Raw genomic sequence first — 26200 nt, 5'->3', positions numbered from 1 at the left:
TTAAACATGTTACAACAAAAATGGTGACCAACTTGGCGACTTAACCTGCCCATCAGAAGCGGGTAAACGCGCCTTGAAGCGACCATCTAAGGAAACCAATGACAAAACTTGCTTACCTTGATGTAACGTACTGTAAATAATCATACTTCCATTTGGTGCAATACTCGGGGATTCGTCCAAATAGGTTTTGGTTAATACCTGAATATTTCCATTGTTTAAATCTTGCGCCGCAATATTGTAGTTTCCTCGCGTACGGTTGACCATGACCATGCGACCACCGTCTGGTGTGATGGTTCCGCCAAGATTCATTTCACCGTCAAACGTTACCCTTCTGACACTGTTAGAAGCTAAATCTACGCGATAAATTTGAGGTTTACCACCCCGTTCAGAACTAAATATCAAGCTCTTACCGTCTGGCGACCAACTCGGTTCAGTGTCAATTGCTCGGTTACGTGTTATCCGTTCTAGACGTTTCGACGCGATATCCATCACATAAATCTCTGGGTTACCGTCTTTGGATAAAACCATGGCTAACTGTTTACCGTTAGGTGAGAAAACCGGTGCACTGTTTATGCCAGGGAAATCTGTCATTTGGGTCCGGCTCATGGTGTACAGGTCTTGAATATAAATTTGAGAACGTTTGTTTTCAAACGTCACATAAGCCAATTTAGTGCCATCTGGTGACCATGACGGAGACATAAGCGGCTCTTTTGAACGAAGCAACATCGTTTCGTTTACCCCGTCATAATCGGCCACAACTAACTGATAAGGAAACGCATTAGTTTTACGGTCGCGCACCACTACATAAGCGATACGCGTCATAAACGCGCCTTTTTCACCCGTCAGTTTTTCATACACAACATCACTAATACGGTGGGCGTATTGTCTAAAACCCTCCCCTGTTATAACTGTTTGGCGGCTATCTAAAATATGATCATTGCTGTTGGTTAACTGACCATTATTTAACGCTTGAGCCTTGCCACCTGTTATTTGACCACGAATCGCATCAACTAAGGTGAAGTTAACACGATAGCGATCAGGCCCTTCAGGGGTCACAGAGCCGACTAATATGGCTTCAACACCCGTTGCCGCCCATGCTCTGTAATCTAATTCACTATCAGTGTGCGGTTGACCGGGCATACTCGCGGTATCAATTGGGCTAAACTTACCACTTCGAAGTAAGTCACCGCTTATCACCTCTGATAGCGATTCTGGCATCTGTCCTGGGCCGTTCCACTTAAAAGGAACCACCGCAATAGGACGTGCGGAATCAATTCCTTCGGTAATCACTATTTCCAAACTTGCTTGGCTAGATGCACTTAACACCAAAGTCAAAAAGGTCAAAATACGGGTAATTCTAATCATTATAATTCGGGCTCTACAGTTAAATTAATATCACGGAGCTTTTCATACACATCAGCTTCCTTTGATACCGGTAGGGTACCGGCTTTGAAAACAGCAGATTTAGCAGCTCTGCATAATATAGGATCTCCACCTAATTCTTTTACCTGAATAACCAGACCAGAAGACGCCAAGCGAACATTCAACTGACAGGATTTCCCCTTCATTGAATTATCTACAATCAGCTGACGCTGAATGGCTTGGTGGATAAGTGCTTGATACTTTTGTACTTCAGTTAACACTTGTTTACTACGTCGCTGCTGGCGCACAGCCTGTTCTGCTTCGAGTTGATCCTGTAACGCACGTTCTTGCCGTGCTTTTTCCGCCGCCTCAGCTTTCTTACGTTGCGCTTCTTTTAACGCTTTCTCTTCCTTCTCTCGTGCTTCTCTGGCTTTCCTAGCTTGCTCTTCTGCTTTCTTGCGTTCTAATTCCTTGCGCTTACGCTCTGCTTCGGCCGCTTTCGCTTTGGCTTTTTCCCGCTCCTGCTTTTTACGCGCAGCAACAGCTGCTTGTTCCGCTTTTTTACGTTCTTCACGTTGGCGTTTATTGCGTTGCTCTATTTCAACTGCTTCTTGCTCTTGCTGTTTGCGCTTTCGCTCAGCTTCATTCGCACGGCGTTCTAATTCAGCAATCCGATCTTCTTCCGCCTTTTGCTGACGCTTTTTCTGATCTTCAATACGCTTAACTTGTTCTTCCACTGCATTTGTATCGACGGCAACCGCTTCAATCACAGGTTGCGATATGGTCATTTCAGTACTTTCTTGAGGCAATTTAAAATCCATGCCTGCAAAAATAAGTACACCAAATACAAGATGCAAACTCATCGATTTAATAAACGGTATGGGCATTTGAAACTTCATATTGGAATAATGCCTAATTCTCAGGTGGGTCTGTCATTAAACCGACGGAAGGCGCACCCGCGCGTTGCAACAACACCATCAATTGCACAATATTACTATAGGGTACAGCGCCATCGCCTTTCACCACCACCGGTGTTTCAGGTTCAATACGCAAATGTGCCGCCACTAATGTCGCCACGTCAACAGCAGTCATCGCCTGCTTTTCGTCTTCAGCGATATTTAAAAAGTAATTTCCACTAGCATCCACTGACGCGATCAATGGTGGTTTACTGTCATCTTCTAATGGTTGCGCTTCCGCTTTAGGTAAATCGACCTTGACCCCTTGTGTCACTAACGGAGCAGTGACCATAAAGATAATAAGTAAAACCAACATAACATCGATATAGGGCACAACATTTATTTCAGACACCGGACGACGGCGTTTTCTTACATACATATTCGTTGCCTGTTAACCTTGAGCTGGGCTATTGGTGACTGTATCTGCTTTGCTGACCAACGATTGACGATGCAATATGCTGGAAAACTCTTCCATAAAGTTACCGTAATTATTTTCAAGCTTTTCAACCTGATGGCTAAAACGGTTGTACGCAATAACAGATGGAATGGCAGCGAATAGCCCCATAGCCGTAGCAATCAACGCTTCAGCAATACCTGGGGCAACCATAGCTAGAGTCGCTTGTTGCACTTCACCTAAAGCGATAAATGCATTCATAATTCCCCACACAGTACCAAATAAGCCGATATACGGACTAATTGACCCGACTGTCGCTAGAAAAGGTAAACGGCTTTCTAAATCGTCTATTTCACGTGATAACGATACACGCATAGCTCGATACGTACCGTCCATAATCGCTTCTGATGGTGTGGATGAAGACTTACGCAGTCGTACGAATTCTTTAAAACCTGCACAAAACAAGCTAGCCATGCCGCCCACTGATTCCCGAGCAGCTAACTCTTGATAAAGACGATTAAGATCAACCCCTGACCAGAATTTGTCTTCGAATTTTTTCATATCGCTTTTCGCACGACTTAAGGCTTGCGAGCGCTGAAAAATAAATGTCCAAGACGCTACAGATGCAGCTAACAACAACAACATAACTAACTGAACTAATAAGCTAGCTTGCCAAAATAAACCAAATATTGATAACTCAGACGACACTCGAAAATTCCTCTAATATAAACTCAGGAATGGCAATCGGCTTCATTCTTTGAAGATCGACACACGCCACTCTCACTAATGCACTGACCAAGTGTTGTCCACTTGAACTTGTTATTGTTTGTTTGAACACCAAACTAGCGCGCTTCAATTCTACTATTTCACTTTGAATACTCAATAGCTCATTAAATCGCGCCGGCGCTTGATTGTCCATTTCGACACGTTTGACGACAAAACCGATAGATCGTTCCAATAACCCATCTTGCTCTATTCCAAGTGCACGTAGCCACTCAGTTCGCGCTCGCTCAAGAAACTTTAAATAATTGGCGTAATATACGATGCCTCCCGCATCCGTGTCTTCATAATACACTCTAATTTGATACTCAAATACTGCTAACTTTTTGTCTGACACTCTTTTACTCCTAGCTAACTACACGGGTACGTCGGATAGAGCATAAATATGCAGGAACAACCTATACTTGTGAATTTTGAAAACCAGATAATATATTAAAATACATAAGGTTACATGCATCCAAAGGCACACTACCATCAAATTCTATACGCAGCCAAAACAATGTTTTGCATAGATATTCATTTTTTCTGCAAAAACTCAACTTAAACAGATTTTTGTAACAAAAAAAATAATGGGTTAAAAAACACACTAAATATCTAATGCCATGTTTTTAAAGGAAAAATACAGAATTAATTTGCATTAACAACTTTTAAACAATTAATGGTGCGCTAAAAAACATTAGTTTTTCTAATGGCAAGGCAGTAATTTTTCTCAATTGCGGATCCTAAAGACGAGGCTATAATGATCTTGTTTTCTCGATTAGCAACCGTTTGTTAATCAGATGCTGATGTCGACTCCCTGTTGACTGACATGTTCCCTGGAATTTTATTCCATTCAACTTTATTTGTTGCTTTGCCCGCATAATTTATGCGGGCTTTTTTTTGCCTTCGCTTTTTAACCAAAGCATGCAAAGTGCCTTTGTAACCTGTGGCTTAATTGGGTTCGTAGTCAAATCCAAAATGCAAATAGGCACGTTGGGAAACGATACGCCCTCTAGGGGTCCGCTGCAAAAAACCTTGTTGAATTAAAAAGGGTTCAATCACATCTTCAATTGTGTCCCGCTCTTCACCAATTGCTGCAGCTAAGTTATCAAGGCCTACCGGCCCACCCATAAACTTCTCGATTATAGTTGTCAGCAATTTTCGATCCATGTAATCAAAACCTTCTTTATCAACATCAAGCATGTCTAACGCGGCTGAAGCAACCTGACTACTAATTTGCCCGTCGGATTTAATTTCCGCATAGTCTCGAACCCTGCGCAATAAGCGGTTGCTGATACGCGGTGTACCACGAGAACGTTTAGCAATCTCTATTGCGCCATCCTCAGCTAAATCCAGTGCTAAGAACTCAGCGGAGCGCTTAACGATTTGCGTCAAATCCTTGATATTATAAAACTCAAGACGCTGCACAATACCAAACCTGTCGCGTAACGGCGACGTTAATGAGCCTGCTCGCGTCGTCGCCCCAATTAATGTAAAAGGAGGAAGTTCCAGTTTAATAGAGCGCGCGGCAGGCCCCTCACCGATCATGATATCAAGCTGGTAGTCTTCCATAGCGGGATAAAGAATTTCTTCTACGACAGGGCTCAAGCGATGAATTTCATCAATAAACAACACATCGTTTTCTTCTAGGTTAGTCAGCAGAGCCGCCAGATCCCCTGCTTTTTCGAGCACCGGGCCTGAGGTGGTTTTGATACTCACCCCCATCTCATTTGCCACAATGTTAGCTAATGTGGTTTTTCCTAGGCCTGGGGGGCCAAATATCAATAAATGATCCAGTGCATCGCTGCGTTTGCGTGCCGCTCGAATAAAAATATCCATTTGCTCACATACATGATCCTGCCCCGTGTAGTCAGCGAGCATTTTAGGGCGAATTGCACGATCGATGACTTCATCTTCGCGGATGGCGGTAGGTTGAATAAGGCGATCTGCTTCTATCATGTGATTACTTACTTCTAACAGTGGTTTTATATACAGTACATAGTCTATGAGAGTCGAGACCGATACTCAAGGATACGCCATAGACTATTTACACTGTGATGCATTTCGCGCCCCCTAGAAGGAGCTAGGGGTATGCGAAATAGCGCGTTAGAGCATTGCTCGTAACGCTTCGCGGATCAAGGTTTCGCTGGTAATGTCTTTAACATACACAGAGTTTATGACTTTGCTGGCTTGCTGAGCTTTATAACCTAAAGCAACTAATGCACTGAGTGCTTCCTCTTTGGCATCAGTCGAGGTAACAAAGGTATTTTCTATGTTGTTTGAGCCTTGCAGAGCAAAATCATCACCTGCACTTTGCTCTAAACTTAGCTTTTTGAAGCGATCTCGCATTTCAATCACTAATCGCTCTGCCGTTTTTTTACCGACTCCAGGGAGTTTTACTAAGGCACTGATGTCTTCATGGGCAACACATTGCATGAAATTCTGACCTGACATACCCGATAAAATGGTTAATGCCAATTTTGGCCCCACTCCACTGGCTTTGATCAACTCACGAAACACTGCACGCTCATTTTTATCAGCAAAGCCAAAGAGTAACTGTGCATCCTCACGGACCACAAAGTGAGTATAAACACTGGCCTCGGCACCCACCTCCGGTAGTTGATAAAAGCTGGTCATGGGAATTTGAATTTCATAGCCAACCCCAGCTACATCGATTAGTACCTCTGGAGGCTGCTTTTCCACTACTGTGCCGCGTATTCTGCCTATCATGTTAATTCTCTAGTGTTGTTATTTATCGTAATCTGCCGCGTACAGTCTTTTTCACCTGACCTGACATCTTGATGAGGTTTTCGTTGGTGTGGCTATGGCAAAGCGCAACCGCTAATGCATCAGCTGCATCTGCTTGCGGTGTGCCTGGTAGCTTTAGAATAAAAGTGACCATGTGTTGCACTTGGCTTTTTTGTGCATTCCCGTTGCCCACCACAGACTGCTTTATTTGCCGAGCGGAATATTCGGCCACATCGAGCCCTTGATTTGACGCCGCAACAATGGCAGCGCCGCGAGCTTGACCCAATTTTAAAGCTGAATCAGGATTTTTGGCCATAAAGACTTGTTCAATGGCAAACATATCTGGCTTGTATTGTAAGATAAGCTGGCTTACCCCATCGAATATTTGTTGTAATCGCGGCGCAAGCGCGTCCCCCTGCATGCGAATACAGCCACTTCCAAGATACTGTTGTTGTCGCCCTACCCTTTGTATTACGCCGTATCCAGTAATACGCGAGCCGGGATCGATACCAAGAATAATCGCCACGGGTATGAATAAACCTATTCGTTAATTGTTGCCATTTTACGTTGGCATGAACCTGTCTGGCACGCAATCTTTGATTGCCAAACGGTTGGTGTCTGACCACACCTTTTCCATGGCCGAGATTTTATCAAGCCACAAATAATGCAAATGCTCAGTTAAGATAATTTGATCATCGCCTGCCACTTGGACAGAAAATACATGTTCGGTGTTAAAGGGAGTGCCGGGAGGATATCTGTGCTGCCAAATATCACGAATGGCAAATTGATTGGTATGCCGATGATCGGTTAGCAGATAACCCGCTTTTTGAATATCGATACCGGTTTCTTCTCTAACTTCTCGTAAGGCGGTATTAAATGCCAGCTCGCCGACTTCCAATGTGCCGGTAACGGATTGCCAAAACTCAGGGTCGTCTTGACGCTGCATAACTAATACGCGGCCTTGGCGGTCATAAATAACCACCAAAGCCGACTCAGGACGCCGGTAGGCATGTTTCATAGCTTGCAGAAAATTTACTCCGCGCTAGGCCCTTTGTCCTGAGCAACATCGGTTTTAATAGACAATTCCTTCAGTTGCTCGTCACTTGCAACCCCTGGGGCATCTGTTAACGGGCACGCTGCGGTGGTCGTTTTAGGAAAGGCCATCACATCGCGAATAGAGGTTGCACCTGTCATCAACATCACCAAGCGGTCTAAACCAAACGCAAGACCAGCATGCGGCGGTGCACCAAACTTAAGTGCATCAAGCAGGAAGCCAAATTTCACTTCAGCTTCTTCATCGCTGATCCCTAGAATATTAAACACTTTCGCCTGCATATCCTGATCGTGAATACGAACCGAACCACCGCCTAATTCACAACCGTTTAATACCATATCGTAAGCATTCGACAACGCATTTGCCGGATCTGCCGTCAACTGTTCCGGTGTCATGTCACGGGGGGCTGTAAACGGATGATGTAGTGCATAGAATTGCCCGTCGAACTCTTCGAACATTGGGAAATCAATCACCCAAAGTGGTTTCCATTCGCCTTCAAGCAAGTTTAGGTCTTCACCCACTTTTAAGCGCAGTGCGCCTAACGCTTCGGTGACAACCGTAGCGCTGTCTGCTCCGAACAATAAGATGTCGCCAGTTTGCGCTTCAACACGCGAAAGCACTTGCTTGGCTACGTCTTCGCCTAAGAATTTCAAAATTGGCGATTGCAAACCATCCACGCCTGCATCGATGTCATTCACTTTCATCCATGCTAAGCCTTTGGCACCATAAATACCGACGAACTTAGTGTATTCGTCAATTTGCTTGCGCGTCATGCTTGAACCACCAGGCACGCGAATAACCGCAACACGCCCCTTAGCGTCATTTGCCGGGCCGGAGAACACTTTGAACTCAACATCTTTTAAAATATCGGCTACATCCACCAGCTCAAGGGGATTACGTAAATCTGGTTTGTCGCTTCCGAAACGACGCATGGCGTCAGCGTAAGTCATTTGCGGGAAAACACCTAAATCGACGTTCAGCATTTTCATAAACAAATCACGGATCATGCCCTCGGTGATTTCCATCACCTGCTCTGCGCTCAAAAACGTGGTTTCAATATCGATTTGGGTAAATTCAGGCTGACGATCAGCACGTAAATCTTCATCTCGGAAACACTTAACGATTTGGTAGTAACGGTCCATGCCTGACATCATCAACAATTGCTTAAACAACTGAGGAGACTGGGGTAAAGCGAAAAACTTACCTTTGTGGGTACGGCTAGGTACTAAGTAATCGCGCGCCCCTTCAGGTGTGGCTTTAGTCAAAATAGGCGTTTCTATATCTAAAAAGCCATCGCCTTCTAAATAACTACGTACAGCACTGGTCACTTTAGCGCGAAACTTTAAGCGATCACTCATCACTGGGCGACGCAAGTCCAAGTAACGGTATTTTAAACGCTGCTCTTCTGAGTTTTCTTGGTTGCTGTCTAACGGTAATACCGCAGACTTGTTTAAAATCGTTAAACCCTTGCCTAAAATTTCGATTTCCCCTGTGCCCATTTCTTTATTGACTTGACCCTGTGGGCGGGCACGTACCAAACCTTCAATTTGTACACAGAATTCACTGCGTAAGCTGTTTGCGGTATCAAATAAGTCTGCTAGGTCAGGATCGTAAACCACTTGCACTATGCCTTCGCGATCACGCAAGTCGATAAAAATAACCCCGCCCAAATCACGGCGACGGTTTACCCAACCGCAAAGTGTGACTGTTTGTCCAATGTGTGATGCATTAATGTTGCCGCAATAATCTGTGCGCATGATGAAATAAGCCTCTAAACCAAGCTACTAAAATATAAGAAAAATAAGGCCGCGTAGTATATACCCAAAGTGCGCTAACCCCAAGGGTCTGAGATAAGCGCATGTGCATTGATGACGCTTACGCCATCTGTCGTACAATTATACCGCGGTTATAGTGCAAACCGTTGCCTAATGACTGTAATTAAACTAACAAACTCTGCACAATAATCATCCTCTGTACAATATTCATCAATGGCGAGTATGCAGCGACCGTAGAGCCACTAAAACGGCTGCGAGAACAGAATGTACGGGTCGAGGGATTGCACATTTATAGCAACGCATTTAATTGTTATTATTGTGGCTTACCTTCAAGAGAGTCTGCATGTCCAGAGTGAATATAGGTTGTCCGATTTGGACACATGATACTTGGTTTAACAGTATTTACCCGCCGAAAAGTAATAAGGTATCAGCTCTGCAATCATACAGCGGCCTGTTTAACAGCGTAGAGTGTAACAGTAGCTTTTATCATTTACCCAACCTCGACACACTTAAAAAATGGCGCGAGAGTGTGCCTGATGATTTTAAATTTATATTGAAGTTACCACGGGATATTAGTCATTCTGGCCAACTGAACGCGTGCTTAGATGAGGTAAAAAACACCATTGCTACCTTAAAATGGCTAGGGAGCACACTCGGCGGCGTTATGTTGCAACTGCCAAAGCAGTTCACGCCGCGTCACCTCAATCAGCTTAGTATATTGCTTGAGGCTATCCCCAGCGACTTGCCCATTAGCGTAGAAGTACGTCACTTAGCATTTTTTCAAAAAGGGGATGAAGAAAAAGCGTTAAATCAATTGCTAATGACCCACAAAGCGAACCGAGTGATCATGGATACCCGCGCCCTTTTTGCTTGCGAAGCAACCCAATATACAGGCAGCGAACAAGCACTTATTTTGGATGTTCAGCGTAAAAAGCCACGGGTACCAACCAATGTCATTGCCACAGGAAATGCCCCTGTCGTGCGCTTTGTTGGCCATCAGGATATTAAAAAGTCCTCCGCTTTCTATCAACCTTGGATAAGAAAAATCAAACAATGGTGCGATGAAGGCAAAAGCCCGTCGATATTTTTTCATATGCCAGACAACAAAGATGCCCCTTGGTTGGCAGCGGCCTTTATTCAGGATTACAACCTAACCTACCCCCAGAGCCCTCTTCCTGAACTTGTTTTATCAGCAGGGCAAAACAGCCACCAACAGATATCAATTTTTGATTGATACGATTGCACTTTAATAAGTGTCCGAAAATAAGTGCCCGACGTAACGCATTGCCGGGTATTTTATCCGTCTTTTAGCATGTTACTGATTTATCGAAACAGCACTTTTTCCTGTTTGAACCAGTACACGCAAAAACCTAACAGTAGTAAAGCGATTAATGCGGTAGAGCCAAATATCGCAATCAGCTGAAAGTAATCCATGGTGCCTTTTACAAGCTCTTTCATGGCAAGGGCCACATTCGTTAGCGGTACCCAAGACCAGCCGCCTTTTAGTTCAACGCCAGGCATTAGTGCGACCATAACAGGTATGATCACAAATATAACCAAGGGGCCCATATAGCTCTGAGCTTCTTTAAAACTGCGCGCATAAATTGAAATACTTAGGAGTACAGAAGCAAAAATAGCCACTAAAGGAATAAGCATCAAAAACATCAACACGAAATCAACGATCCCTATTTGACTCATAAAGTCGGTGACAAACTGCATAGCAAAACCACGGCTTAGTACCAAGCCCCACACCGCCATACTGATAACGGTAATGAGCGCTGTTGTGGCACCTGCACAGGCGATTGTTAAAAACTTACCGAGTACTATTTTAGTGCGATCGATAGGGGAAATAAGCAGTGTTTCTAATGTGCCTCGCTCTTTTTCTCCAGCGCCGATATCGGTCGCCGGAAACATTGCCCCTTGAAAACACAAAATAAACAGAAGATAAGGTAGCATGCCGCCAATTTTCTCTCCCCAATTTTCGCGCTGATCTGCGGTACTAATTTGCTTTAACTCGATTGGGTTCAACAAGGCACTTTGTTGCTCGGGTGACACACCAAGTGCTGAAAATGCTAATGCTTGGTATTCATCGGCATACTTTTGCACTAAGGCATTCACACGATTATGCACCATGTTTAGCTGCGCATCATTTAAATGAAGTGTTATCGTAAGCTGTCCACTTTTAAGAATATCCGCACTGTAGTTTTCTGGCATGACGATAGCAAAATCTATGGTGTCACTTTTAATGAGTCCGGCGTAATCAGTATTATTACCAATATCCACGCGCTCAAATTTATCCGATTGCCCTAAGTCACCTGCCAACTCTGGCGCATACCGCGCGTTAACAACAGCATATTTAAGCACTTTACTTTCGGCTTTCTCGAATGCTTGAGCGGTAAAATAGGCCATCCCGCCAAAAATCAATGGGAAAATCAGGATAGGTAACGCGATCATAAAAAACAGGGTTTTTCTGTCTCTAAGTAGTTCTTTAATTTCTTTTAAAAATACAAGCCACATATTAATTTCCCTGCTTTATGCTGGTTAAAAAAGCTTGATGAAGCGAGCCATCTGCAAGCTCAGTAAACTGCTGCAACGGCCCGTCAAACTGACTTATTCCTTGGTCAATAACCGCCACCCGATCACACAACTCACTGACTTCATCTAAATGATGCGTTGAGAATAAAACAGGGGTACCTTGCTCTTTTAGCCCTCGAATAAAGTTCAGAACGGTTTGCGTTGCCATGATGTCTAGGCCTGTGGTTGGTTCATCTAAAATAACCACTTCAGGGGTATGCACAACCGCTCGTGCAATGGCGACTTTTTGTTTCATACCGGTAGAGAAGTTCTCGCTGCGCCTGTCCAAAAATGTGTGCATATCAAGTAGTTCGGCTAATGTATCGATCCTTTGCTTTATCTGACCTTCGGACATACCGTGTAATTTGGCGAAGTATTCAATGTTTTCACGGCCGCTCAAGCGACCGTACAAGCCTGTAGAGCCTGACAAAAAGCCGATCTTTTTGCGTGCTACTACGGGGTTACTTAACACATCCGTACCATTAATCGTCACACTACCGCTATCCGGCTTAAGCGCTGTAGACAACATGCGCAACGTTGTGGTTTTACCCGCGCCGTTTGGCCCAAGTAAACCCAGCACCTCACCTGGTTGACACGTCAACGATACGTCAATAACCGAATGAAAAAAGCGCCCTTTTAATCTAGGATCTTGACGCTCCTGCTCGCTTAATTTCTTCGGGTTTTCGACCGAAAACTTTTTTGCCAAACCTATTATCTCTATCATCCCTTTACCTCTTTTATTCGGGTCTATTGTCCGTTCAGTAATACGACCTGTTCTTGGGCGTAAGCTACTCGTTCGCCGAGGTTAACAATAGTTCGCTACTTTAGCTTAAATAGCTACAACCTAATAGCTGAAAAATGCGACAATAATCTTTAAAATCATTAGATTAGTTATTTTTATAACCACAATACAGGTTAAACAAGGACACGTTTCATGGTCTCTCCACTCAATCCATTCACAGCTTGCTTGGGCGTGCTTTATCAGCCTAAGGCAACATTTGGCGCACTAAAAGGTCAGCATAACTGGTCTTGGCTACCTTTTGTATTAGTGGTGTTCGCAACTATTTTGCCAGTGTATTACTACTTTCAAGTGGTGGACTTCCAATGGTATAAAGAGGTCATTATTTCTAGTCAGTTTGCCAATGTTAGTCCAGGTGAACAGCAGGCGGTCGGTGTTTCTTTAAATGCCACCAAGGGCATCATTGGCACCATCATTACACCTTTTATTATGGTGTTGGTATTGGTCTCACTGATTGCTCTTTACTTAAACGTCATGACCAAATCAGATCCCGAGAACATCTTTAGCTTTAGTGATTGGTTTGGCTTTTCATGGTGGGTGTTATTGCCATCATGTGTAGGCGCTTTGCTCAGCGGGATTATTCTGTTTTGGTTAGATCACGGTCAAATCAGCTTCGATGCAGTTTCCCCGAGTGCGCTGTCATTTCTTTTTGCTATTCCTGTCACCTCAACTTGGTTTGGCCTAGCCAGTAGTATCAAGTTAGAGACGGTGTGGAGTATGTATTTAGTGGCGATAGGCGTCTCTCAGTGGGTAAATATAAGCTGGCGAAAGGCCTTGCTTGTTGCATTTACCCCCTGCGTTTTTCTTTGGCTTGTTTGGGCATTGATTATTATTTTTGACTGATTATGCGCAAATCTAGTGAGATGAATGAATCCGTTTAGGTCGAAAATAATCACGATTCTGGTAAAACTGCTCTACTTGATTCTGCTCATACCATCCGGGAATCCCTAACAGAGGTATAGGTAATAGGGGTTTGATTTGATCGAACGAGGCCTTCTCTGCGATCATTTCATATAAGCCTGCATCTATCTCAGCATTTTGCTCAAGCACACTGCGCTTAGCAAAGCCAGATTTCACATTTACGGCGAGCCACTTGCCGGTTAGTCCAATGAATGGGTTAAGCAGCATTTCATAGTTCGCATGACCGAACATGCGAGCATGAATTGCAGCCCCCCATTCACTGCGCCGTGTAAAAAGCGCTTCGCTCCAACGATGTTCCCCTAGCAGCTCAGCAATTTCTGCGCCTTGAGAATGTTCTATCGCCAATACCACGCCACATTCATCGAAGTGGGTAATATGATTTCGTAATCGACTACGTGGGCTAAGCCCATGCTGTTGTATATCATCAACATGTAGCTGATTTAAATACTTTTTCGTCGCGGGATATTGCAACCACACTAAACCATTAAAAAGATCATGCCAGCCGTTTTCTCTGGTAGGAATATGCCCTTGCTTATAAATAATTTGTTCGTAGTAATCGTCAGTTACAGGCAAGGCTTCTTGATCAATAAATTCTGGAACGGCCTGCCTAGTTATGGGTAAGCGCTGCTTTAGCGCATTTAGACCATGGGCATTAGGCCAGTACGAAAAGTCACTCAGTGAAAACTGAGCGTCTAAACGGGCTAATGGTGCGCAAGATAACTGCTGTGTAAAGGGTTCATTCCAGGGTAATGGCATAAAAAGAAAAACAAAATTCGTTGCGAGTAAATTGATGAATGGCATTATACCCGTTCTAGTATGTTTCGTGTCGACAGAAAATGCATAGCAATTCTAATAATTAACACTAGGTGAATATAACAATGAGAAAAATTCAACTGGTCGCTATCCCCCTTATCAGTGCAACTTTGTTTGCCTGCGGGGTGAATAGTGATAACACTTCGACGCCCAGCGCTGGCAATGATTTTAGCTTCGCGTATCAGAGCATTAGTGATGCAACGCTAAAAGCACACACTAAAACGCTAGCCTCAGACGAATTCGAAGGCCGCTCTCCCACGTCCCACGGTGAAAAAGTCACTCTCGATTATTTAGTCGGCCAATTCAAGCAAATGGGCTACCAACCCGGTAATGGCGACAGCTATCTACAAGCGGTTAATTTACTCGAGATGACCGCGTCTCCTGATATGACCATGACCATAGGTGACAATCAATTTAAGTATAAAGAAGGCATGATAGCTTCAACGAAAAGAGAAAAAACACAAGTCAGTTTGACGGACTCAGACGTGGTATTCGTCGGCTTTGGTGTAAATGCACCTGAATATGGCTGGAACGATTATCAGGACTTAGACGTAAAAGGCAAAACCGTCGTTATTTTGGTAAACGATCCTGGCTTTGAAAACCCTGACAGTGGAAAGTTTCAGGGCAAAACCATGACCTATTACGGCCGCTGGACATACAAGTACGAAGAAGCCAGCCGCCAAGGCGCAGCGGCAGCAATTATAATTCATGAAACGGCGCCAGCATCATATGGCTGGTCTGTTGTAGCGAATAGTTGGAGTGGCCCACAATACAGTTTGGTCAGCGACAACGGCAATGCAGATCGGGTTGCAGTGGAGGGTTGGCTGTCTAACGAAGCGGCAAAGAAGGTCTTTGCTGACGCGGGGCTAGACTTTGTCAAAGAAAAAGCGAAAGCGCTACAAGGCCCTTACCATACTAGCTTAAAGCAAAAAGCCTCGGTGACAATCAACAGCACAATGAAAAAATCTGTTAGTTATAACGTGATGGCCACGCTACCCGGTTCAGAAACGCCAGATGAACATATTATCTACACGGCACACTGGGATCATTTAGGTAAAGATGACAGTAAAGAAGGTGACAATATTTACAACGGCGCACACGACAACGCCACGGGTACAGCCAGTGCCCTCGCTATCGCAAAAGCTTATAAAACCTTAGATACAGCGCCGAAACGCTCTGTCGATTTTCTTATCGTCACCGCCGAAGAGCAAGGTTTGTTAGGCTCACAGTACTATGCCCAACATCCGATTATTCCGCTGAACAAAACCGTGGCAAATATTAATATGGACGCCATGAATGTACTTGGGAGAACCAAGGACGTTTCAGTTGTTGGTATGGGAAAATCTGAACTTGAAACCTATTTGGCCAAGGCAGCCAAGCGCCAAAATAGAACATTGACACAGGAGTCACGTCCTGAAGCAGGTTCATACTACCGCTCTGATCATTTCAGTTTTGCTAAACAAGGTGTACCCGCGCTCTATGCAAAAGGTGGAAATATCCCGTTTGATGAGCAAACTGCTCAGTACAAAAAACGCACTAAAGTATTGATTACAGGGTGTTATCACCAAGTTTGCGATCAATTCCGTGAAAATTGGGATTTTTCTGGAGTACGGGAAGATACCCAACTCCTATTCGAAGTGGGGTATGACATTGCCCAATCTACGGATTGGCCCAAGTGGAATGCGAGCAGTGAGTTTCAGCGTCAATAATTTTTAAACACTAATTATTCTGCTTCAAGCCGGTTGGCGAACGCGTCGTCCAACCGGTCATTTACTATTTAACTTACGAAATTGAGTTTGATTAATGCCAATAAACAGCCGTTAATCTATCTAATAGCCAACAAGTGTAAAAAAATTACAGTTTCCCCTTGCTTTTTTTTCTCATGCTGGCAAATTCAAGGGCGCAAGAAAGTAATAATAAATACTATAACCAGCACTTTCCCCGCACGCATGTTTGGTTTTCAACATAACCAAGCGAATCAGCTATATGAGTTAGTAACAAATAACCAAAAGAGAGAAGCCTTTTTATGTGTGGTATTTTCGGCATTCTGGACATCAAAACAGATGTAACAGAACTTAGAACGCAAGCATTAGAACTTTCCAAATTACTGCGTCATCGCGGTCCTGACTGGTCAGGTGTTTGGAATAATGATAATGCGATTTTGTGTCACGAGCGCTTAGCGATCGTCGACGTTGACAAAGGCGCGCAACCACTTATCAGCCGAAATAATAATAATGTACTTGCCGTTAATGGTGAGATTTACAACCACAAGGCACTAGAACAAGACTTAGCTCAACCTTACGATTTTAGAACCAAATCAGATTGTGAAGTGATTCTGCCTTTGTATGAACAACAAGGCATAGAGTTTATTGACCAATTACAGGGTATGTTCGCATTTGTGCTTTATGATCAAGCACAAGACGCTTACCTAATTGCTCGCGATCACATGGGCATTATTCCCTTGTACACGGGCTTTGACGAACACGGTAACTTCTACGTGGCATCTGAAATGAAGTCACTCGTCCCAGTGTGTAAAACAGTGCAAGAGTTCCCTCCTGGACATTACCTATGGAGCAAGTCGGGCGAGCTGAAGAAATACTATCAGCGTGACTGGATGAGCTACGAGAATGTCAAAGATAACACTACCGATTTAAATGATCTTAAAGTAGCGTTTGAAAAATCAGTCAAGTCGCACCTCATGTCAGACGTGCCATACGGCGTGTTGTTATCTGGCGGTTTAGACTCTTCATTGGTTTCAGCAATTGCTGCTAAATACGTTGCTAAGCGCGTCGAAGACAATGATGAGTCAGATGCGTGGTGGCCACGCTTACACTCGTTTGCAGTAGGCCTTGAAGGAGCACCTGATTTAGTCGCGGCGCAAAAAGTAGCCGATATGATTGGCACTGTGCATCACGAAGTACATTTCACCGTACAAGAAGGCCTTGATGCCATTCGTGACGTGATTTATCACCTTGAAACATACGATGTAACCACGATCCGTGCCGCTACGCCTATGTACCTCATGAGCCGTAAAATTAAAGCTATGGGTATCAAAATGGTCTTATCTGGTGAAGGTGCTGATGAGATTTTTGGGGGGTACTTGTACTTCCACAAAGCGCCAAACGCGAAAGAATTCCATGAAGAAACTGTGCGTAAATTAGAGCGTTTACATATGTTTGATTGCGCTCGCGCCAACAAGTCAACTTCGGCTTGGGGTGTTGAAGCCCGTGTACCTTTCCTTGATAAAGAATTCTTGGATGTCGCCATGCGCTTAAACCCGCAAGACAAAATGTGTCTTGACGGCAAAATGGAAAAGTGGATTTTACGCAAAGCGTTTGATAACGGTGAGTATTTGCCTGCTGAAGTACTGTGGCGTCAAAAAGAGCAATTCAGTGACGGTGTGGGTTATTCATGGATTGACTCGATTAAAGAACAAGTTGAGCAAGATATCACTGACCAGCAGCTTGCTACGGCAGCATTCCGCTTCCCTATCAACACACCTGATACCAAAGAAGGTTACTACTTCCGTACGGTCTTTGAGTCTTTCTTCCCCCAAGAAAGTGCAGCAAATTGTGTACCTGGTGGTAAATCAATTGCGTGTAGCACAGTTGAAGCCCTTGAATGGGATGCTAGCTTTAAAGGCAATGCAGACCCATCAGGCCGAGCCATGCGAGATGTGCATAACCAAGCTAACTAGTTGGGTGGTTCAATTCGACTAGCAATATAATAAAACCGCTTCGGCGGTTTTTTTGTGCCTGTTAATCAGTGAATCGTGTATCTGCGAGTGTTAAGGGAAGTCGGCGAAAGTCTAATAAATATCAAAAACCGTCATAAAAAAGGAGCTTACGCCCCTTATTCACTGACTTACAAAATGAACTAATATCTATTAGAAAGTCACTATTTCTTCATCAATTAAGTGGCCTACAACCGGGCTTTCTTGTGCATCAACAAAGGCTTTGTCAATCGCTTTAGAGCGGCCACTGGTCACTTTTCGATAATTCGGATGGGTATAAATGTATGTCTGTTTCGATGCTAAAGCTTCCAAAACTCGCTCGGCAAGTACGTTAACTGGAATACCAGATTCAACAGCTAAAGCAGCTGCATTCGCACCAGCTTGTAGTTTCTTTTTATCTTGGCGTTCAGTAGGCGCAACTGCATACTTTTCTTGTCGGTTACGATGTGATTCATGAATGCGCGTTTTCACAAATGCTGGGCATAACGCGGATACATGAATATTATGCGGCGCAAGCTCAACCGCCCAACTTTCAGTCATAGACACCACGGCCGCCTTAGACGCGCAATATGCCCCAGCATAGGGCATGCCTAACATACCGGCCATAGAGGCTACATTAATGACCCAGCCCCCTTCACTGTGCTCTTTTATAGCAGGTACGCACGCTTGTGCCCCGTATAATACGCCCATCACGTTAACATCCATCACCCAGCGCCATGTGGCGTGCTCGGTATCTTCAATCTTGCCTGGGATCCCGCCCACACCAGCGTTGTTGACCACCATATGCACTTTTCCATAAGCCTCTTTGGCTCGAGAAACGACATCTTGCCACTGCTTGTAATCTGTTACATCCAACTCACAGGCCAATACATTGATCCCCTTGTCGAGTAGCGCCTGTCGGGATACAGCCAGTGCTTGAATGTCAATGTCACCCATGACTATATTCATCCCCTGTTGACCTAACGCTTCAGCTAGCGCTAGACCTATACCACCAGCCGCACCAGAGATGATGGCTGTTTTTCCGTTAAATTCATTCGACATGACAATTCCTCTTTCAATCGTGCTCAAGGGGTTCACGAAAAATCCACTTAGCGTGAAAATCAGGTGTGAAAATCAACCTGTGTGATTTTCTTAGTGATTAGAGTAAATCTGCTTTTAGTAAATACATACTTTATTTGATTAATTCACCTGACTTCATAGGATGAATAGAAATTCCAACAGGCAAGGCAAAACATAACTGTACATACCTAGCAACAAACAAATGATAACCAGTACTTGAATCCCCAAAGCCTTCCCCAACATTTAGTGAGAGTAAATACTGACAATGACACGGCTACGCCCCTTTTATCGATTGTAGCCAGTGCAGCATGCTAACCAATAACGAATGCACAATACTATGTTCGCGTAAGGTTAAGCATTTTTTCACAACAGGAGAAATAAATTCATGTCTCAAATTGACACCTTTAACGCTTTACTCGTCGAAGAGCAAAAAGACAATACGTTTAGCAAACGAATCGTTCAGCGCCACATCAGCGACTTACCTGAGAATGATTTACAGATTGAAGTACATTACTCATCACTTAATTATAAAGATGCCATGTCGGCGAGCGGCAATAAACGCATTAGCCAAAACTTCCCCCACACGCCAGGTATAGATGCAGCAGGTATCGTTCTAAACGACAAGTCTGGTACATTTAGCGCGGGCGATGAGGTAGTTGTTTTTGGGTACGATCTGGGTATGAATACCCCAGGCGGTCTCGGTCAAGTCATCTCGATTCCTGCAAATTGGGCAGTCGCCTGCCCGAGCACTTTATCGTTAAAAGAAGCGATGACTTATGGTACTGGCGGTATCACCGCTGCCTTGTGTATTCAAAAGCTGGAAAAGATGGGCGCAAAACCCAGTGATGGTCCCGTTGCTGTAACAGGGGCCACAGGCGGTGTCGGCAGCATTAGTATTGCGCTACTTAAACAATTGGGCTATGACGTGGTGGCATTTTCCGGTAAGCCTGAACAATCAGATAAATTAACCGCACTTGGTGCCAGTGAAATATTGCACAGAGACACGATCTTAGAGGTCAAAAACGCCCCCGCAGGAAAATCCAAATGGGCGCACGCCATAGATACACTAGGCGGCGACTATTTAACTGGGCTACTAAAACAGCTCAAACCAGGAGGCGGCGTTGCATCAGTGGGTTTAGCGGCCTCACCTGAGATTGCGATGAGCGTCATTCCTTTTATCACTCGTGGTATATCCCTGCTGGGTGTGGATTCAGTGTATATTCCATTAGCAGACAAGCAACATATTTGGCAACGCGTCGCAACGGATATGAAACTGCCTAATTTAGATAGCTACCAACAAGAAATCTCTTTGAATGAAACCCCTGAGTATCTAGATAAATTCTTTAAAGGCCAAGTGGTTGGACGTTATGTAGTCAATCTAAAAGACGCCTAGCAATCTGCTTATCAAATACCAACAAAAAGGTCACATTAGCGTAAAGCAATGTGACCTATTTTCTACTATTTTTGATAGGACCTTTAAACCAGCCGAACGCAGAGCGCGCCCGCACGCACCGAGCTAAAAGCAACGCGCAAGGTGTTAGTTCTCAGCTGAGGCTTCCTCGGGCTGGTACCATAACTCTTTTCGTTCTAATGGTGTGGCTGTGGGTAAAAAACTATTTTCTAATTCAAATATATGTCTTGACGACATTTTAGCTCTGTCTAGCTTATCCTGAAATGTATGCACAAAAAGCTGTTCAAATGTGCCATTTTCTATGGCTTTCTCCAATCCTTTTTCAAGTAGATTAGCCAAGGGGCGACTCTTTTTATTGACGAAAAAATACATTGCCTCTGGATAGCGAATGGCTATTTCGTTCTCAACCATTAAATCTGTGTTGTACGCTGGGTTGTCGATCTCATCCCAAATTTCGACCACAGAGCGCGGGAAGAAATCCCCTTGAGCTTGGCGTAATATGTTAAACAAATTGCCATACGAATTGTCAGAGGTGACGTTAAACCCGTTGGCTTGTAACACTTTAGTGTCAGGCCAGTCTCTCCCCTGTACTGGGATAAGTTTTATCAAGTGCTCCAATTTTTGAACATATTTAAATCGTGCAGGCATGTCGTCACGAATAAGCAATAGTCGCCAGCCAATTAACCCTTTGTAAATCGGGATACGAATCGGTAAAAGTTGTTGTTCTCGCTGTTTGTCTGTCACGCTCCACACGACATTTACATCGCGACTGTCCATCAACCGTTTAAGCGCTTTATTTTGCAGCATAATGCGTTCCGAGGGCATTAAAGAATATTGCACACCGGTTTGCTCAAGTGCCAAGGCCAACAATTTAACGGGATATATTGAACGCTTATCCGACTCTGACATCGGTCTAGGGTAGGTGATACGCCATGTGGCTGCCTGCGCTGACAAGGATATAAACAGCGCGAACCCAACAATTAATTTAACCAATAGCTTCGCTCTCATCATTTTTTGCGAAAAAACTGAAAAAGGATTTCCTATCGTCATCCACTACCGCCACTATAATTTTCAATGTGCCATCACTGACTTGCTGCAAAGTATACGAAGTGGCACAGGTAAAAATAACCTGTTTGTCTTTGTCTAACAACTGCCAGCGCATTTTCAAAAAATGTAACGTATCAGACAGGCGAATGGCTTGGGTTAAATTCGGTTTGTGATAGACAATATTTGCCTCTTTTAGGCGTCTAACCATAACATGACACGCTTTTGCCAATTCTTCTCCTTGAATAAACACCCGTTTATCATTGTCATTCATCACGACCGTTGGTAATAAACAAAAATCGATTAAACGCTCCTCATCTCGTCGGTCAAGGGCGTGTGCGTAATCAGTTAAAAATTTCATTGCGTCACGTTGCATATAAAAACCTTAATTATTCAATACCAATAAATTTATGTGTTTGCAGAGATAGCCGCCAGTTGCGGGCGATACAGGTTTTAATGCACAGTTCAGTTGCTCGTTTTTGTTGACTTATGGGTTGCAGATAGATTAAAGGTTTAGTCGTATTTGAGCCCTCCAATAATGACAAAACTTGCTCTAGTTCTTCAATGTGCTTTTCCATTGCTACCGGATGTTTAATCTCGTTAGCCCGCAGCAGCGCACTTTTTAGCACGTCACGTTTACCCGGCATATTAACTTTCGGTGACACCGTCACCCAAGTGTCAGGGTGCGCCATAATCTCATAGGTTCCGCTTGTCTCTATTTGAACGCTATACCCGTTCTCTATTAACACACTAGAGAGATCAATTAAGTCGTACATGCATGGCTCACCACCAGTAAGAATAATATTACTCGCGGTATATCCATGTTGCCTAAATAAATCCAATAACTGCTCGGGCGTATGCTCAAACCACTGCTCAGTATCAACATTTTGCGCCATCACAACGGACGCTTCCACTTTTAGGTTTTGATCAATTTCCCAAGTATGTTTGGTGTCGCACCACGGGCAGCCCACTGGGCATCCCTGGAGGCGAATAAAAATAGAAGGAACGCCCGTATGAGCACCCTCTCCTTGTAGAGATTCGAAAACCTCATTTATCTTGTATGTATTCAACAGCTTTCCTGTGGTTTTACTAAGGGTTATCTGGGATTTATCAACCGGATAGCTTAACATTAGCATCTTGAAAAGGTCGATTATAGAGAAGCAGGACAAATGGTACAAAAGGTGGTGGTAATATTTTCAGGTGGTATGGACTCTTTTACTGTTCTAAATATGGCTGTCAAGGACGGATATGACGTATATGCGCTGTCGTTTAACTACGGACAACGCCATAGCAAAGAATTAGATTACGCCAGTCACGCCTGCAAGACATTGGGTGTAGCGCATAAAATTATTGATATATCTGCCATTAATGAGCTCATTGGAGGTTCGTCACTTACCTCTGACGTCGATATCCCAGAAGGGCATTACGCAGAAGAAAGTATGAAATCGACTGTGGTGCCTAATCGGAACATGATTTTATTATCCATGGCGGTGGGTTACGCTGTTTCATTGGATGCAAATAAAGTCTATTACGGGGCGCATTCAGGTGATCATGACATATACCCTGACTGCCGCCCTGAATTTGTTGAACGCATGAACGACGTTTGCGCCATAGCCAACTATGAAAAAATCGAAATTGTTTCTCCTTTCTTATATCAGAGCAAAATCGATATTTTAACCGCAGGATTAAACATGGGGCTCGATTATGGCTTAACGTGGACGTGTTATAACGGTCGAGAAAAAGCTTGCGGAAAATGTGGTGCGTGCCAAGAACGACTTGAGGCATTTGAAAAAAACAACACAATAGACCCATTATCATACGAATAGTCAGTTTTTTACTCATCAATACAGCAAAACCGTTGCCTTATCACACGTGCGTTAGGGTGATAAGGCAAGTAAATTATGCCTTCGTAATTTGATTTATTGAGACTTTGCAATCACTATCAATACTTTAATAACGCATTTTACTGCAGGGTACATTTGTTGATCCGTTATCGCTGTCGCAAACAAAATGATTGTTTTCCATTCGTTGGGATTGAACTTGATGGTTGTCAACTTTCCCTATGAAACGCCAAGTTCCCGCTCACCTACTTTCTTGGCGCTTGTACCTTTTGCTCGCTCTTGCCTACTTTTTGGTGGCTCATGGCCTAACCGCAGTATTAAAACAAACTGACGTCGTATCAATCTGGCTGCCTGCGGGTATTGCACTGGTAGGCTGTTACTTATGGTGGTGGCGATTCTTTCCTGCCGCATTTGGCGCCTGCTTAATGTACAACCTCTCTATTTATAGTGGCCCTTCCATTAGTTTCGACAATATAACGCCGCTGCTGGAAAACTTCATTATTGCACTAGGGGCTGGTGCACAAGGAATGGCTGGGGGAGGTATTTTGAGATTCTGGCTAGGCAGCCCGCTGAACCTTAGATCAGACAAACCGGCCATTTTATTTGTACTGATTGTAGGTATTGCCTCCAACCTTATTTCGGCCAATGTGGGCATTTTTACCCTTAGTTATTTCAACCCTGCTTTTAGCGATGCCTTTTATTGGAACAACGTCCTCATGTGGTGGATGGGCGATACCTTAGGCGTGCTCCTCGCTACTCCTTTTATATTGGGCTTGCTCGATATCACCGTATTCAGGTCAGGCAAACAGAAAAACAGGTTACTGATTTTAGCCATCAATAGTCTGTTATTTTTGGCACTATCTGTTAGCTCGATATTATTTGCCAATTACAATTATGAAAATGCCCTTGCTCTAGCCCATCGCGAACGCCAGCTCATTGAAACCCGCTTACATCGCGCCATTAGCGAAAGTAATCATCAATTACAGGTTTTGGCTAATCATGTGCAATCTAAACCTGATCTAAGCCGTGAAGATTTTAATCGCTTTTCAAAACATCTTATGCAACAACAACCCACCCTCAAAGCATTGTCTTGGAACCCAAGAATACCGGCAAATCGCAAATCAGAGCAACAGGCACAACTGAGCCAAATATATCAACGTCCCATTATGATAAAGGGGGAGCCAATCGAGCCAATCGATCCCATCGTGTTTGTAAAATTTATTACTCCAGAACGAGGAAACGAAGCGGCCATCGGATTTAATGTGTATTCCAATTCGGTGCGTAAATCGGCATTGGCGCAATCGGATGTTCCCTTTCAATTATCGGCCACCCCCATCATTAAACTGGTGCAGTCTGATAGCTTTCAACCCGCATACTTGTTGTTTGCTCCTGTATACGAAGATAGCCTAGGAGAACATATTAGAGGGTATGCAACAGGGGTATTCTTAGTATCTCAAATCCTCGACGCTGGGTTATCAAAAAATGCCTTGGACATATTTGATTTCGAGGTCTCAGAAAATGGCGGCCATGAAATATTTGCTAGCAACACACATTCAGCTCACCCGAGCTTAATTGACAAAGAGCATTTTATTTCTCTGCCTATAACATTGCCGGGACAAACCTGGCGCTTAGATTTAGCACCAAAATCCCAGTACCTGCTTCATCATCAGTATAGCTTTTCGATGTTTTTTTCTATTTTCCAAGTGGTTATCGTCGCTTTTTCTATGACATTAATTCTATTAATGAATAATCGACAAGCTGTACTCAGCCGTAAAGTCGAAATTCGTACCCGCGCATTAGCCCTTGCGAAACATGATGCAGACAAAGCAAACAAGGCCAAAAGCCAGTTTTTAGCCAATATGAGTCACGAGATACGCACTCCCCTCAACGCTATTATCGGCTTTTCCCAGCTTGCTAAGCGTTCTAATGATCTTGCTGAGCATCAATCTTACATTCATAAAATATCCAGCTCATCAGATACGCTATTGGCGATCATTAACGACATTTTAGATATCTCTAAAATTGAATCAGAAAAACTGGTACTGGAAGAGATGGAATTCGATTTCCACGATATTTTAAATCGTGTATCTACTATGTTTGAGCCCGGTGCAAGTATTAAAAACGTTGACTGGGCATTAGAAGATAACCTACCCCCAGGCTTATTTTTTAAGGGAGATCCTCTGAGGATCGAGCAAATCGTCATCAACTTATGCAGCAATGCAATCAAGTTTACGCAACAGGGGGGCATTGTTCTGCATGCGGCAATAGTCGAACAGAATACCAATGAAATCCCCCCTACTGCGCGCATACAAATAACGGTGAAAGACACAGGCATAGGCATTACACCTGCGCAACAGGGAAATTTATTTAGCGCATTTTCACAGGCGGATACCTCCACCACGCGACGCTTTGGTGGAACAGGCTTAGGGTTAGCCATTTCTAATGAACTCACCCAATTAATGCAGGGCAGCTTAACCGTTGAAAGCGAAGAAGGCGTTGGCAGCGAGTTTGTACTTACCTTAACACTTCCCACACTGGTTAATCTATCCACACCAAGGGAAAAAGCGCTCAACAAAGATGTCACTGCGCTGCAGGGAAAACGTATCCTAGTGGCTGAAGACAACGACATTAACCAAGTGGTTATCACAGAGATATTAAACAGTTTGGGCTTAAAAGCTTTGGTAGTCGGCAATGGCGCTTTAGCTGTACAAGCGGCAAGCCATCACCATTTTGACTTAATATTAATGGACTGCCAAATGCCTGTGCTTGATGGCTATGCTGCGACTGAACAAATACGCCAACAGCATGACAAATCCTCACTGCCAATCATTGCCTTGACCGCAGATGTAATGCAAGAGAGCAAACAAAAAGCTCAGCAAGTAGGATTCAATGAACATGTAAGTAAGCCGGTAAACATAGAAAAGCTTACCGCGGTATTACTTTCTTATTTGGGATAA

Annotated in this window: 24 protein-coding genes; 7 read left to right on the top strand and 17 right to left on the bottom strand. The window is 43.9% G+C overall.

The features are described 5' to 3' along the window. Nucleotides 1-9: 9 nt before the first annotated feature. From tolB to aspS, 10 genes are all read right to left on the bottom strand, one after another. Nucleotides 10-1365 carry a Tol-Pal system beta propeller repeat protein TolB gene (tolB, locus tag FX988_RS19685; protein WP_160181783.1) on the bottom strand — a complete coding sequence of 452 codons (1356 nt, stop codon included), beginning with the start codon at nt 1363-1365 and terminating at the stop codon, nt 10-12. Continuing rightward, nucleotides 1365-2261, bottom strand: coding sequence for a cell envelope integrity protein TolA (gene tolA, locus FX988_RS19680; RefSeq protein ID WP_160181782.1), 897 nt, complete (start codon nt 2259-2261; stop codon nt 1365-1367). Before tolA ends, tolB begins: the two co-directional genes overlap by 1 nt. Nucleotides 2262-2274: 13 nt before the next feature. Continuing rightward, the gene (gene tolR, locus FX988_RS19675) at nt 2275-2697 is read right to left on the bottom strand and encodes a protein TolR (RefSeq protein WP_160181781.1); all 423 of its coding nucleotides are present in this window, start codon (nt 2695-2697) and stop codon (nt 2275-2277) included. A 12-nt stretch (nt 2698-2709) separates the two neighbouring features. Then, nucleotides 2710-3420, bottom strand: coding sequence for a protein TolQ (gene tolQ, locus FX988_RS19670; RefSeq protein ID WP_160181780.1), 711 nt, complete (start codon nt 3418-3420; stop codon nt 2710-2712). Further along, nucleotides 3410-3829: a tol-pal system-associated acyl-CoA thioesterase gene (gene ybgC, locus FX988_RS19665; protein ID WP_160181779.1), complete on the bottom strand. Its 420-nt coding sequence runs from the start codon at nt 3827-3829 to the stop codon at nt 3410-3412. Before ybgC ends, tolQ begins: the two co-directional genes overlap by 11 nt. 593 nt (nt 3830-4422) lie before the next feature. Beyond that, nucleotides 4423-5430: a Holliday junction branch migration DNA helicase RuvB gene (ruvB, locus tag FX988_RS19660; protein ID WP_160181778.1), complete on the bottom strand. Its 1008-nt coding sequence runs from the start codon at nt 5428-5430 to the stop codon at nt 4423-4425. A gap of 147 nt (nt 5431-5577) precedes the next feature. Further along, the gene (gene ruvA, locus FX988_RS19655) at nt 5578-6201 is read right to left on the bottom strand and encodes a Holliday junction branch migration protein RuvA (protein WP_160181777.1); all 624 of its coding nucleotides are present in this window, start codon (nt 6199-6201) and stop codon (nt 5578-5580) included. Between the two features lie 22 nt (nt 6202-6223). Next, nucleotides 6224-6745 carry a crossover junction endodeoxyribonuclease RuvC gene (gene ruvC, locus FX988_RS19650; protein WP_160181776.1) on the bottom strand — a complete coding sequence of 174 codons (522 nt, stop codon included), beginning with the start codon at nt 6743-6745 and terminating at the stop codon, nt 6224-6226. Between the two features lie 36 nt (nt 6746-6781). Next, nucleotides 6782-7237 (bottom strand): dihydroneopterin triphosphate diphosphatase, encoded by a 456-nt coding sequence (gene nudB, locus FX988_RS19645; protein WP_160181775.1) that lies wholly within the window; start codon nt 7235-7237, stop codon nt 6782-6784. A 14-nt stretch (nt 7238-7251) separates the two neighbouring features. After that, nucleotides 7252-9030: an aspartate--tRNA ligase gene (aspS, locus tag FX988_RS19640; RefSeq protein WP_160181774.1), complete on the bottom strand. Its 1779-nt coding sequence runs from the start codon at nt 9028-9030 to the stop codon at nt 7252-7254. A gap of 361 nt (nt 9031-9391) precedes the next feature. Here aspS and FX988_RS19635 point away from each other — a divergent pair, with 361 nt between their 5' ends. Next, nucleotides 9392-10282, top strand: a complete 891-nt coding sequence (locus tag FX988_RS19635) for a DUF72 domain-containing protein (protein ID WP_160181773.1) — start codon at nt 9392-9394, stop codon at nt 10280-10282. 89 nt (nt 10283-10371) lie between these two features. Here FX988_RS19635 and FX988_RS19630 read toward each other — a convergent pair whose 3' ends face one another. Further along, a complete protein-coding gene (locus FX988_RS19630; RefSeq protein ID WP_160181772.1) occupies nt 10372-11565 on the bottom strand; it encodes an ABC transporter permease in 1194 nt (397 codons plus the stop codon). Between the two features lies 1 nt (nt 11566). Further along, the gene (locus tag FX988_RS19625; RefSeq protein ID WP_160181771.1) at nt 11567-12346 is read right to left on the bottom strand and encodes an ATP-binding cassette domain-containing protein; all 780 of its coding nucleotides are present in this window, start codon (nt 12344-12346) and stop codon (nt 11567-11569) included. A 210-nt stretch (nt 12347-12556) separates the two neighbouring features. Between FX988_RS19625 and FX988_RS19620 the strand changes: the two genes are divergently transcribed. After that, the gene (locus FX988_RS19620) at nt 12557-13264 is read left to right on the top strand and encodes a YIP1 family protein (protein ID WP_160181770.1); all 708 of its coding nucleotides are present in this window, start codon (nt 12557-12559) and stop codon (nt 13262-13264) included. A 12-nt stretch (nt 13265-13276) separates the two neighbouring features. On the opposite strand, the gene FX988_RS19615 is transcribed toward FX988_RS19620, so the two are convergent. Further along, complete coding sequence (locus tag FX988_RS19615) at nt 13277-14143, bottom strand: DUF3025 domain-containing protein (RefSeq protein WP_160181769.1); 867 nt, start codon at nt 14141-14143, stop codon at nt 13277-13279. A 77-nt stretch (nt 14144-14220) separates the two neighbouring features. Here FX988_RS19615 and FX988_RS19610 point away from each other — a divergent pair, with 77 nt between their 5' ends. Both FX988_RS19610 and asnB read left to right on the top strand, forming a co-directional pair. Beyond that, a complete protein-coding gene (locus FX988_RS19610; RefSeq protein ID WP_160181768.1) occupies nt 14221-15864 on the top strand; it encodes a M28 family metallopeptidase in 1644 nt (547 codons plus the stop codon). Nucleotides 15865-16181: 317 nt separating this feature from the next. Further along, nucleotides 16182-17852, top strand: a complete 1671-nt coding sequence (gene asnB / locus FX988_RS19605) for an asparagine synthase B (protein WP_160181767.1) — start codon at nt 16182-16184, stop codon at nt 17850-17852. Nucleotides 17853-18041: 189 nt separating this feature from the next. Here asnB and FX988_RS19600 read toward each other — a convergent pair whose 3' ends face one another. Next, a complete protein-coding gene (locus FX988_RS19600; protein WP_160181766.1) occupies nt 18042-18929 on the bottom strand; it encodes an SDR family NAD(P)-dependent oxidoreductase in 888 nt (295 codons plus the stop codon). Nucleotides 18930-19332: 403 nt separating this feature from the next. Here FX988_RS19600 and FX988_RS19595 point away from each other — a divergent pair, with 403 nt between their 5' ends. After that, the gene (locus FX988_RS19595) at nt 19333-20340 is read left to right on the top strand and encodes a YhdH/YhfP family quinone oxidoreductase (protein WP_160181765.1); all 1008 of its coding nucleotides are present in this window, start codon (nt 19333-19335) and stop codon (nt 20338-20340) included. Between the two features lie 144 nt (nt 20341-20484). Here the strand turns inward: FX988_RS19595 and FX988_RS19590 are convergent, their stop codons facing one another. The 3 genes from FX988_RS19590 to queE form a co-directional block, all read right to left on the bottom strand. Next, a complete protein-coding gene (locus FX988_RS19590) occupies nt 20485-21267 on the bottom strand; it encodes an amino acid ABC transporter substrate-binding protein (RefSeq protein WP_160182241.1) in 783 nt (260 codons plus the stop codon). Between the two features lie 76 nt (nt 21268-21343). Then, complete coding sequence (locus FX988_RS19585; protein WP_160181764.1) at nt 21344-21778, bottom strand: hypothetical protein; 435 nt, start codon at nt 21776-21778, stop codon at nt 21344-21346. Nucleotides 21779-21791: 13 nt separating this feature from the next. Beyond that, nucleotides 21792-22532, bottom strand: coding sequence for a 7-carboxy-7-deazaguanine synthase QueE (queE, locus tag FX988_RS19580; protein WP_160181763.1), 741 nt, complete (start codon nt 22530-22532; stop codon nt 21792-21794). 39 nt (nt 22533-22571) lie between these two features. On the opposite strand from queE, the gene queC reads away from it, so the two are divergent. Both queC and FX988_RS19570 read left to right on the top strand, forming a co-directional pair. Continuing rightward, the gene (queC, locus tag FX988_RS19575; protein ID WP_160181762.1) at nt 22572-23228 is read left to right on the top strand and encodes a 7-cyano-7-deazaguanine synthase QueC; all 657 of its coding nucleotides are present in this window, start codon (nt 22572-22574) and stop codon (nt 23226-23228) included. 236 nt (nt 23229-23464) lie between these two features. After that, complete coding sequence (locus FX988_RS19570) at nt 23465-26200, top strand: ATP-binding protein (protein ID WP_160181761.1); 2736 nt, start codon at nt 23465-23467, stop codon at nt 26198-26200.

Origin of the sequence: Paraglaciecola mesophila, assembly GCF_009906955.1 — a bacterium.
GTDB lineage: Bacteria > Pseudomonadota > Gammaproteobacteria > Enterobacterales > Alteromonadaceae > Paraglaciecola > Paraglaciecola mesophila_A.
This window is presented reverse-complemented; position numbering and strand designations above follow the sequence as displayed.

What these genes read in the sequence shown, in the direction of transcription:
- tolB (WP_160181783.1), bottom strand. Translation starts at nt 1,365, where the DNA reads ATGATTAGAATTACCCGTATTTTGACCTTTTTGACTTTGGTGTTAAGT.
- tolA (WP_160181782.1), bottom strand. Translation starts at nt 2,261, where the DNA reads ATGAAGTTTCAAATGCCCATACCGTTTATTAAATCGATGAGTTTGCAT.
- tolR (WP_160181781.1), bottom strand. Translation starts at nt 2,697, where the DNA reads ATGTATGTAAGAAAACGCCGTCGTCCGGTGTCTGAAATAAATGTTGTG.
- ruvB (WP_160181778.1), bottom strand. Translation starts at nt 5,430, where the DNA reads ATGATAGAAGCAGATCGCCTTATTCAACCTACCGCCATCCGCGAAGAT.
- ruvA (WP_160181777.1), bottom strand. Translation starts at nt 6,201, where the DNA reads ATGATAGGCAGAATACGCGGCACAGTAGTGGAAAAGCAGCCTCCAGAG.
- nudB (WP_160181775.1), bottom strand. Translation starts at nt 7,237, where the DNA reads ATGAAACATGCCTACCGGCGTCCTGAGTCGGCTTTGGTGGTTATTTAT.
- aspS (WP_160181774.1), bottom strand. Translation starts at nt 9,030, where the DNA reads ATGCGCACAGATTATTGCGGCAACATTAATGCATCACACATTGGACAA.
- FX988_RS19635 (WP_160181773.1), top strand. Translation starts at nt 9,392, where the DNA reads ATGTCCAGAGTGAATATAGGTTGTCCGATTTGGACACATGATACTTGG.
- FX988_RS19630 (WP_160181772.1), bottom strand. Translation starts at nt 11,565, where the DNA reads ATGTGGCTTGTATTTTTAAAAGAAATTAAAGAACTACTTAGAGACAGA.
- FX988_RS19625 (WP_160181771.1), bottom strand. Translation starts at nt 12,346, where the DNA reads ATGATAGAGATAATAGGTTTGGCAAAAAAGTTTTCGGTCGAAAACCCG.
- FX988_RS19620 (WP_160181770.1), top strand. Translation starts at nt 12,557, where the DNA reads ATGGTCTCTCCACTCAATCCATTCACAGCTTGCTTGGGCGTGCTTTAT.
- FX988_RS19615 (WP_160181769.1), bottom strand. Translation starts at nt 14,143, where the DNA reads ATGCCATTCATCAATTTACTCGCAACGAATTTTGTTTTTCTTTTTATG.
- FX988_RS19610 (WP_160181768.1), top strand. Translation starts at nt 14,221, where the DNA reads ATGAGAAAAATTCAACTGGTCGCTATCCCCCTTATCAGTGCAACTTTG.
- asnB (WP_160181767.1), top strand. Translation starts at nt 16,182, where the DNA reads ATGTGTGGTATTTTCGGCATTCTGGACATCAAAACAGATGTAACAGAA.
- FX988_RS19600 (WP_160181766.1), bottom strand. Translation starts at nt 18,929, where the DNA reads ATGTCGAATGAATTTAACGGAAAAACAGCCATCATCTCTGGTGCGGCT.
- FX988_RS19595 (WP_160181765.1), top strand. Translation starts at nt 19,333, where the DNA reads ATGTCTCAAATTGACACCTTTAACGCTTTACTCGTCGAAGAGCAAAAA.
- FX988_RS19590 (WP_160182241.1), bottom strand. Translation starts at nt 21,267, where the DNA reads ATGTCAGAGTCGGATAAGCGTTCAATATATCCCGTTAAATTGTTGGCC.
- FX988_RS19585 (WP_160181764.1), bottom strand. Translation starts at nt 21,778, where the DNA reads ATGCAACGTGACGCAATGAAATTTTTAACTGATTACGCACACGCCCTT.
- queE (WP_160181763.1), bottom strand. Translation starts at nt 22,532, where the DNA reads ATGTTAAGCTATCCGGTTGATAAATCCCAGATAACCCTTAGTAAAACC.
- queC (WP_160181762.1), top strand. Translation starts at nt 22,572, where the DNA reads ATGGTACAAAAGGTGGTGGTAATATTTTCAGGTGGTATGGACTCTTTT.
- FX988_RS19570 (WP_160181761.1), top strand. Translation starts at nt 23,465, where the DNA reads ATGAAACGCCAAGTTCCCGCTCACCTACTTTCTTGGCGCTTGTACCTT.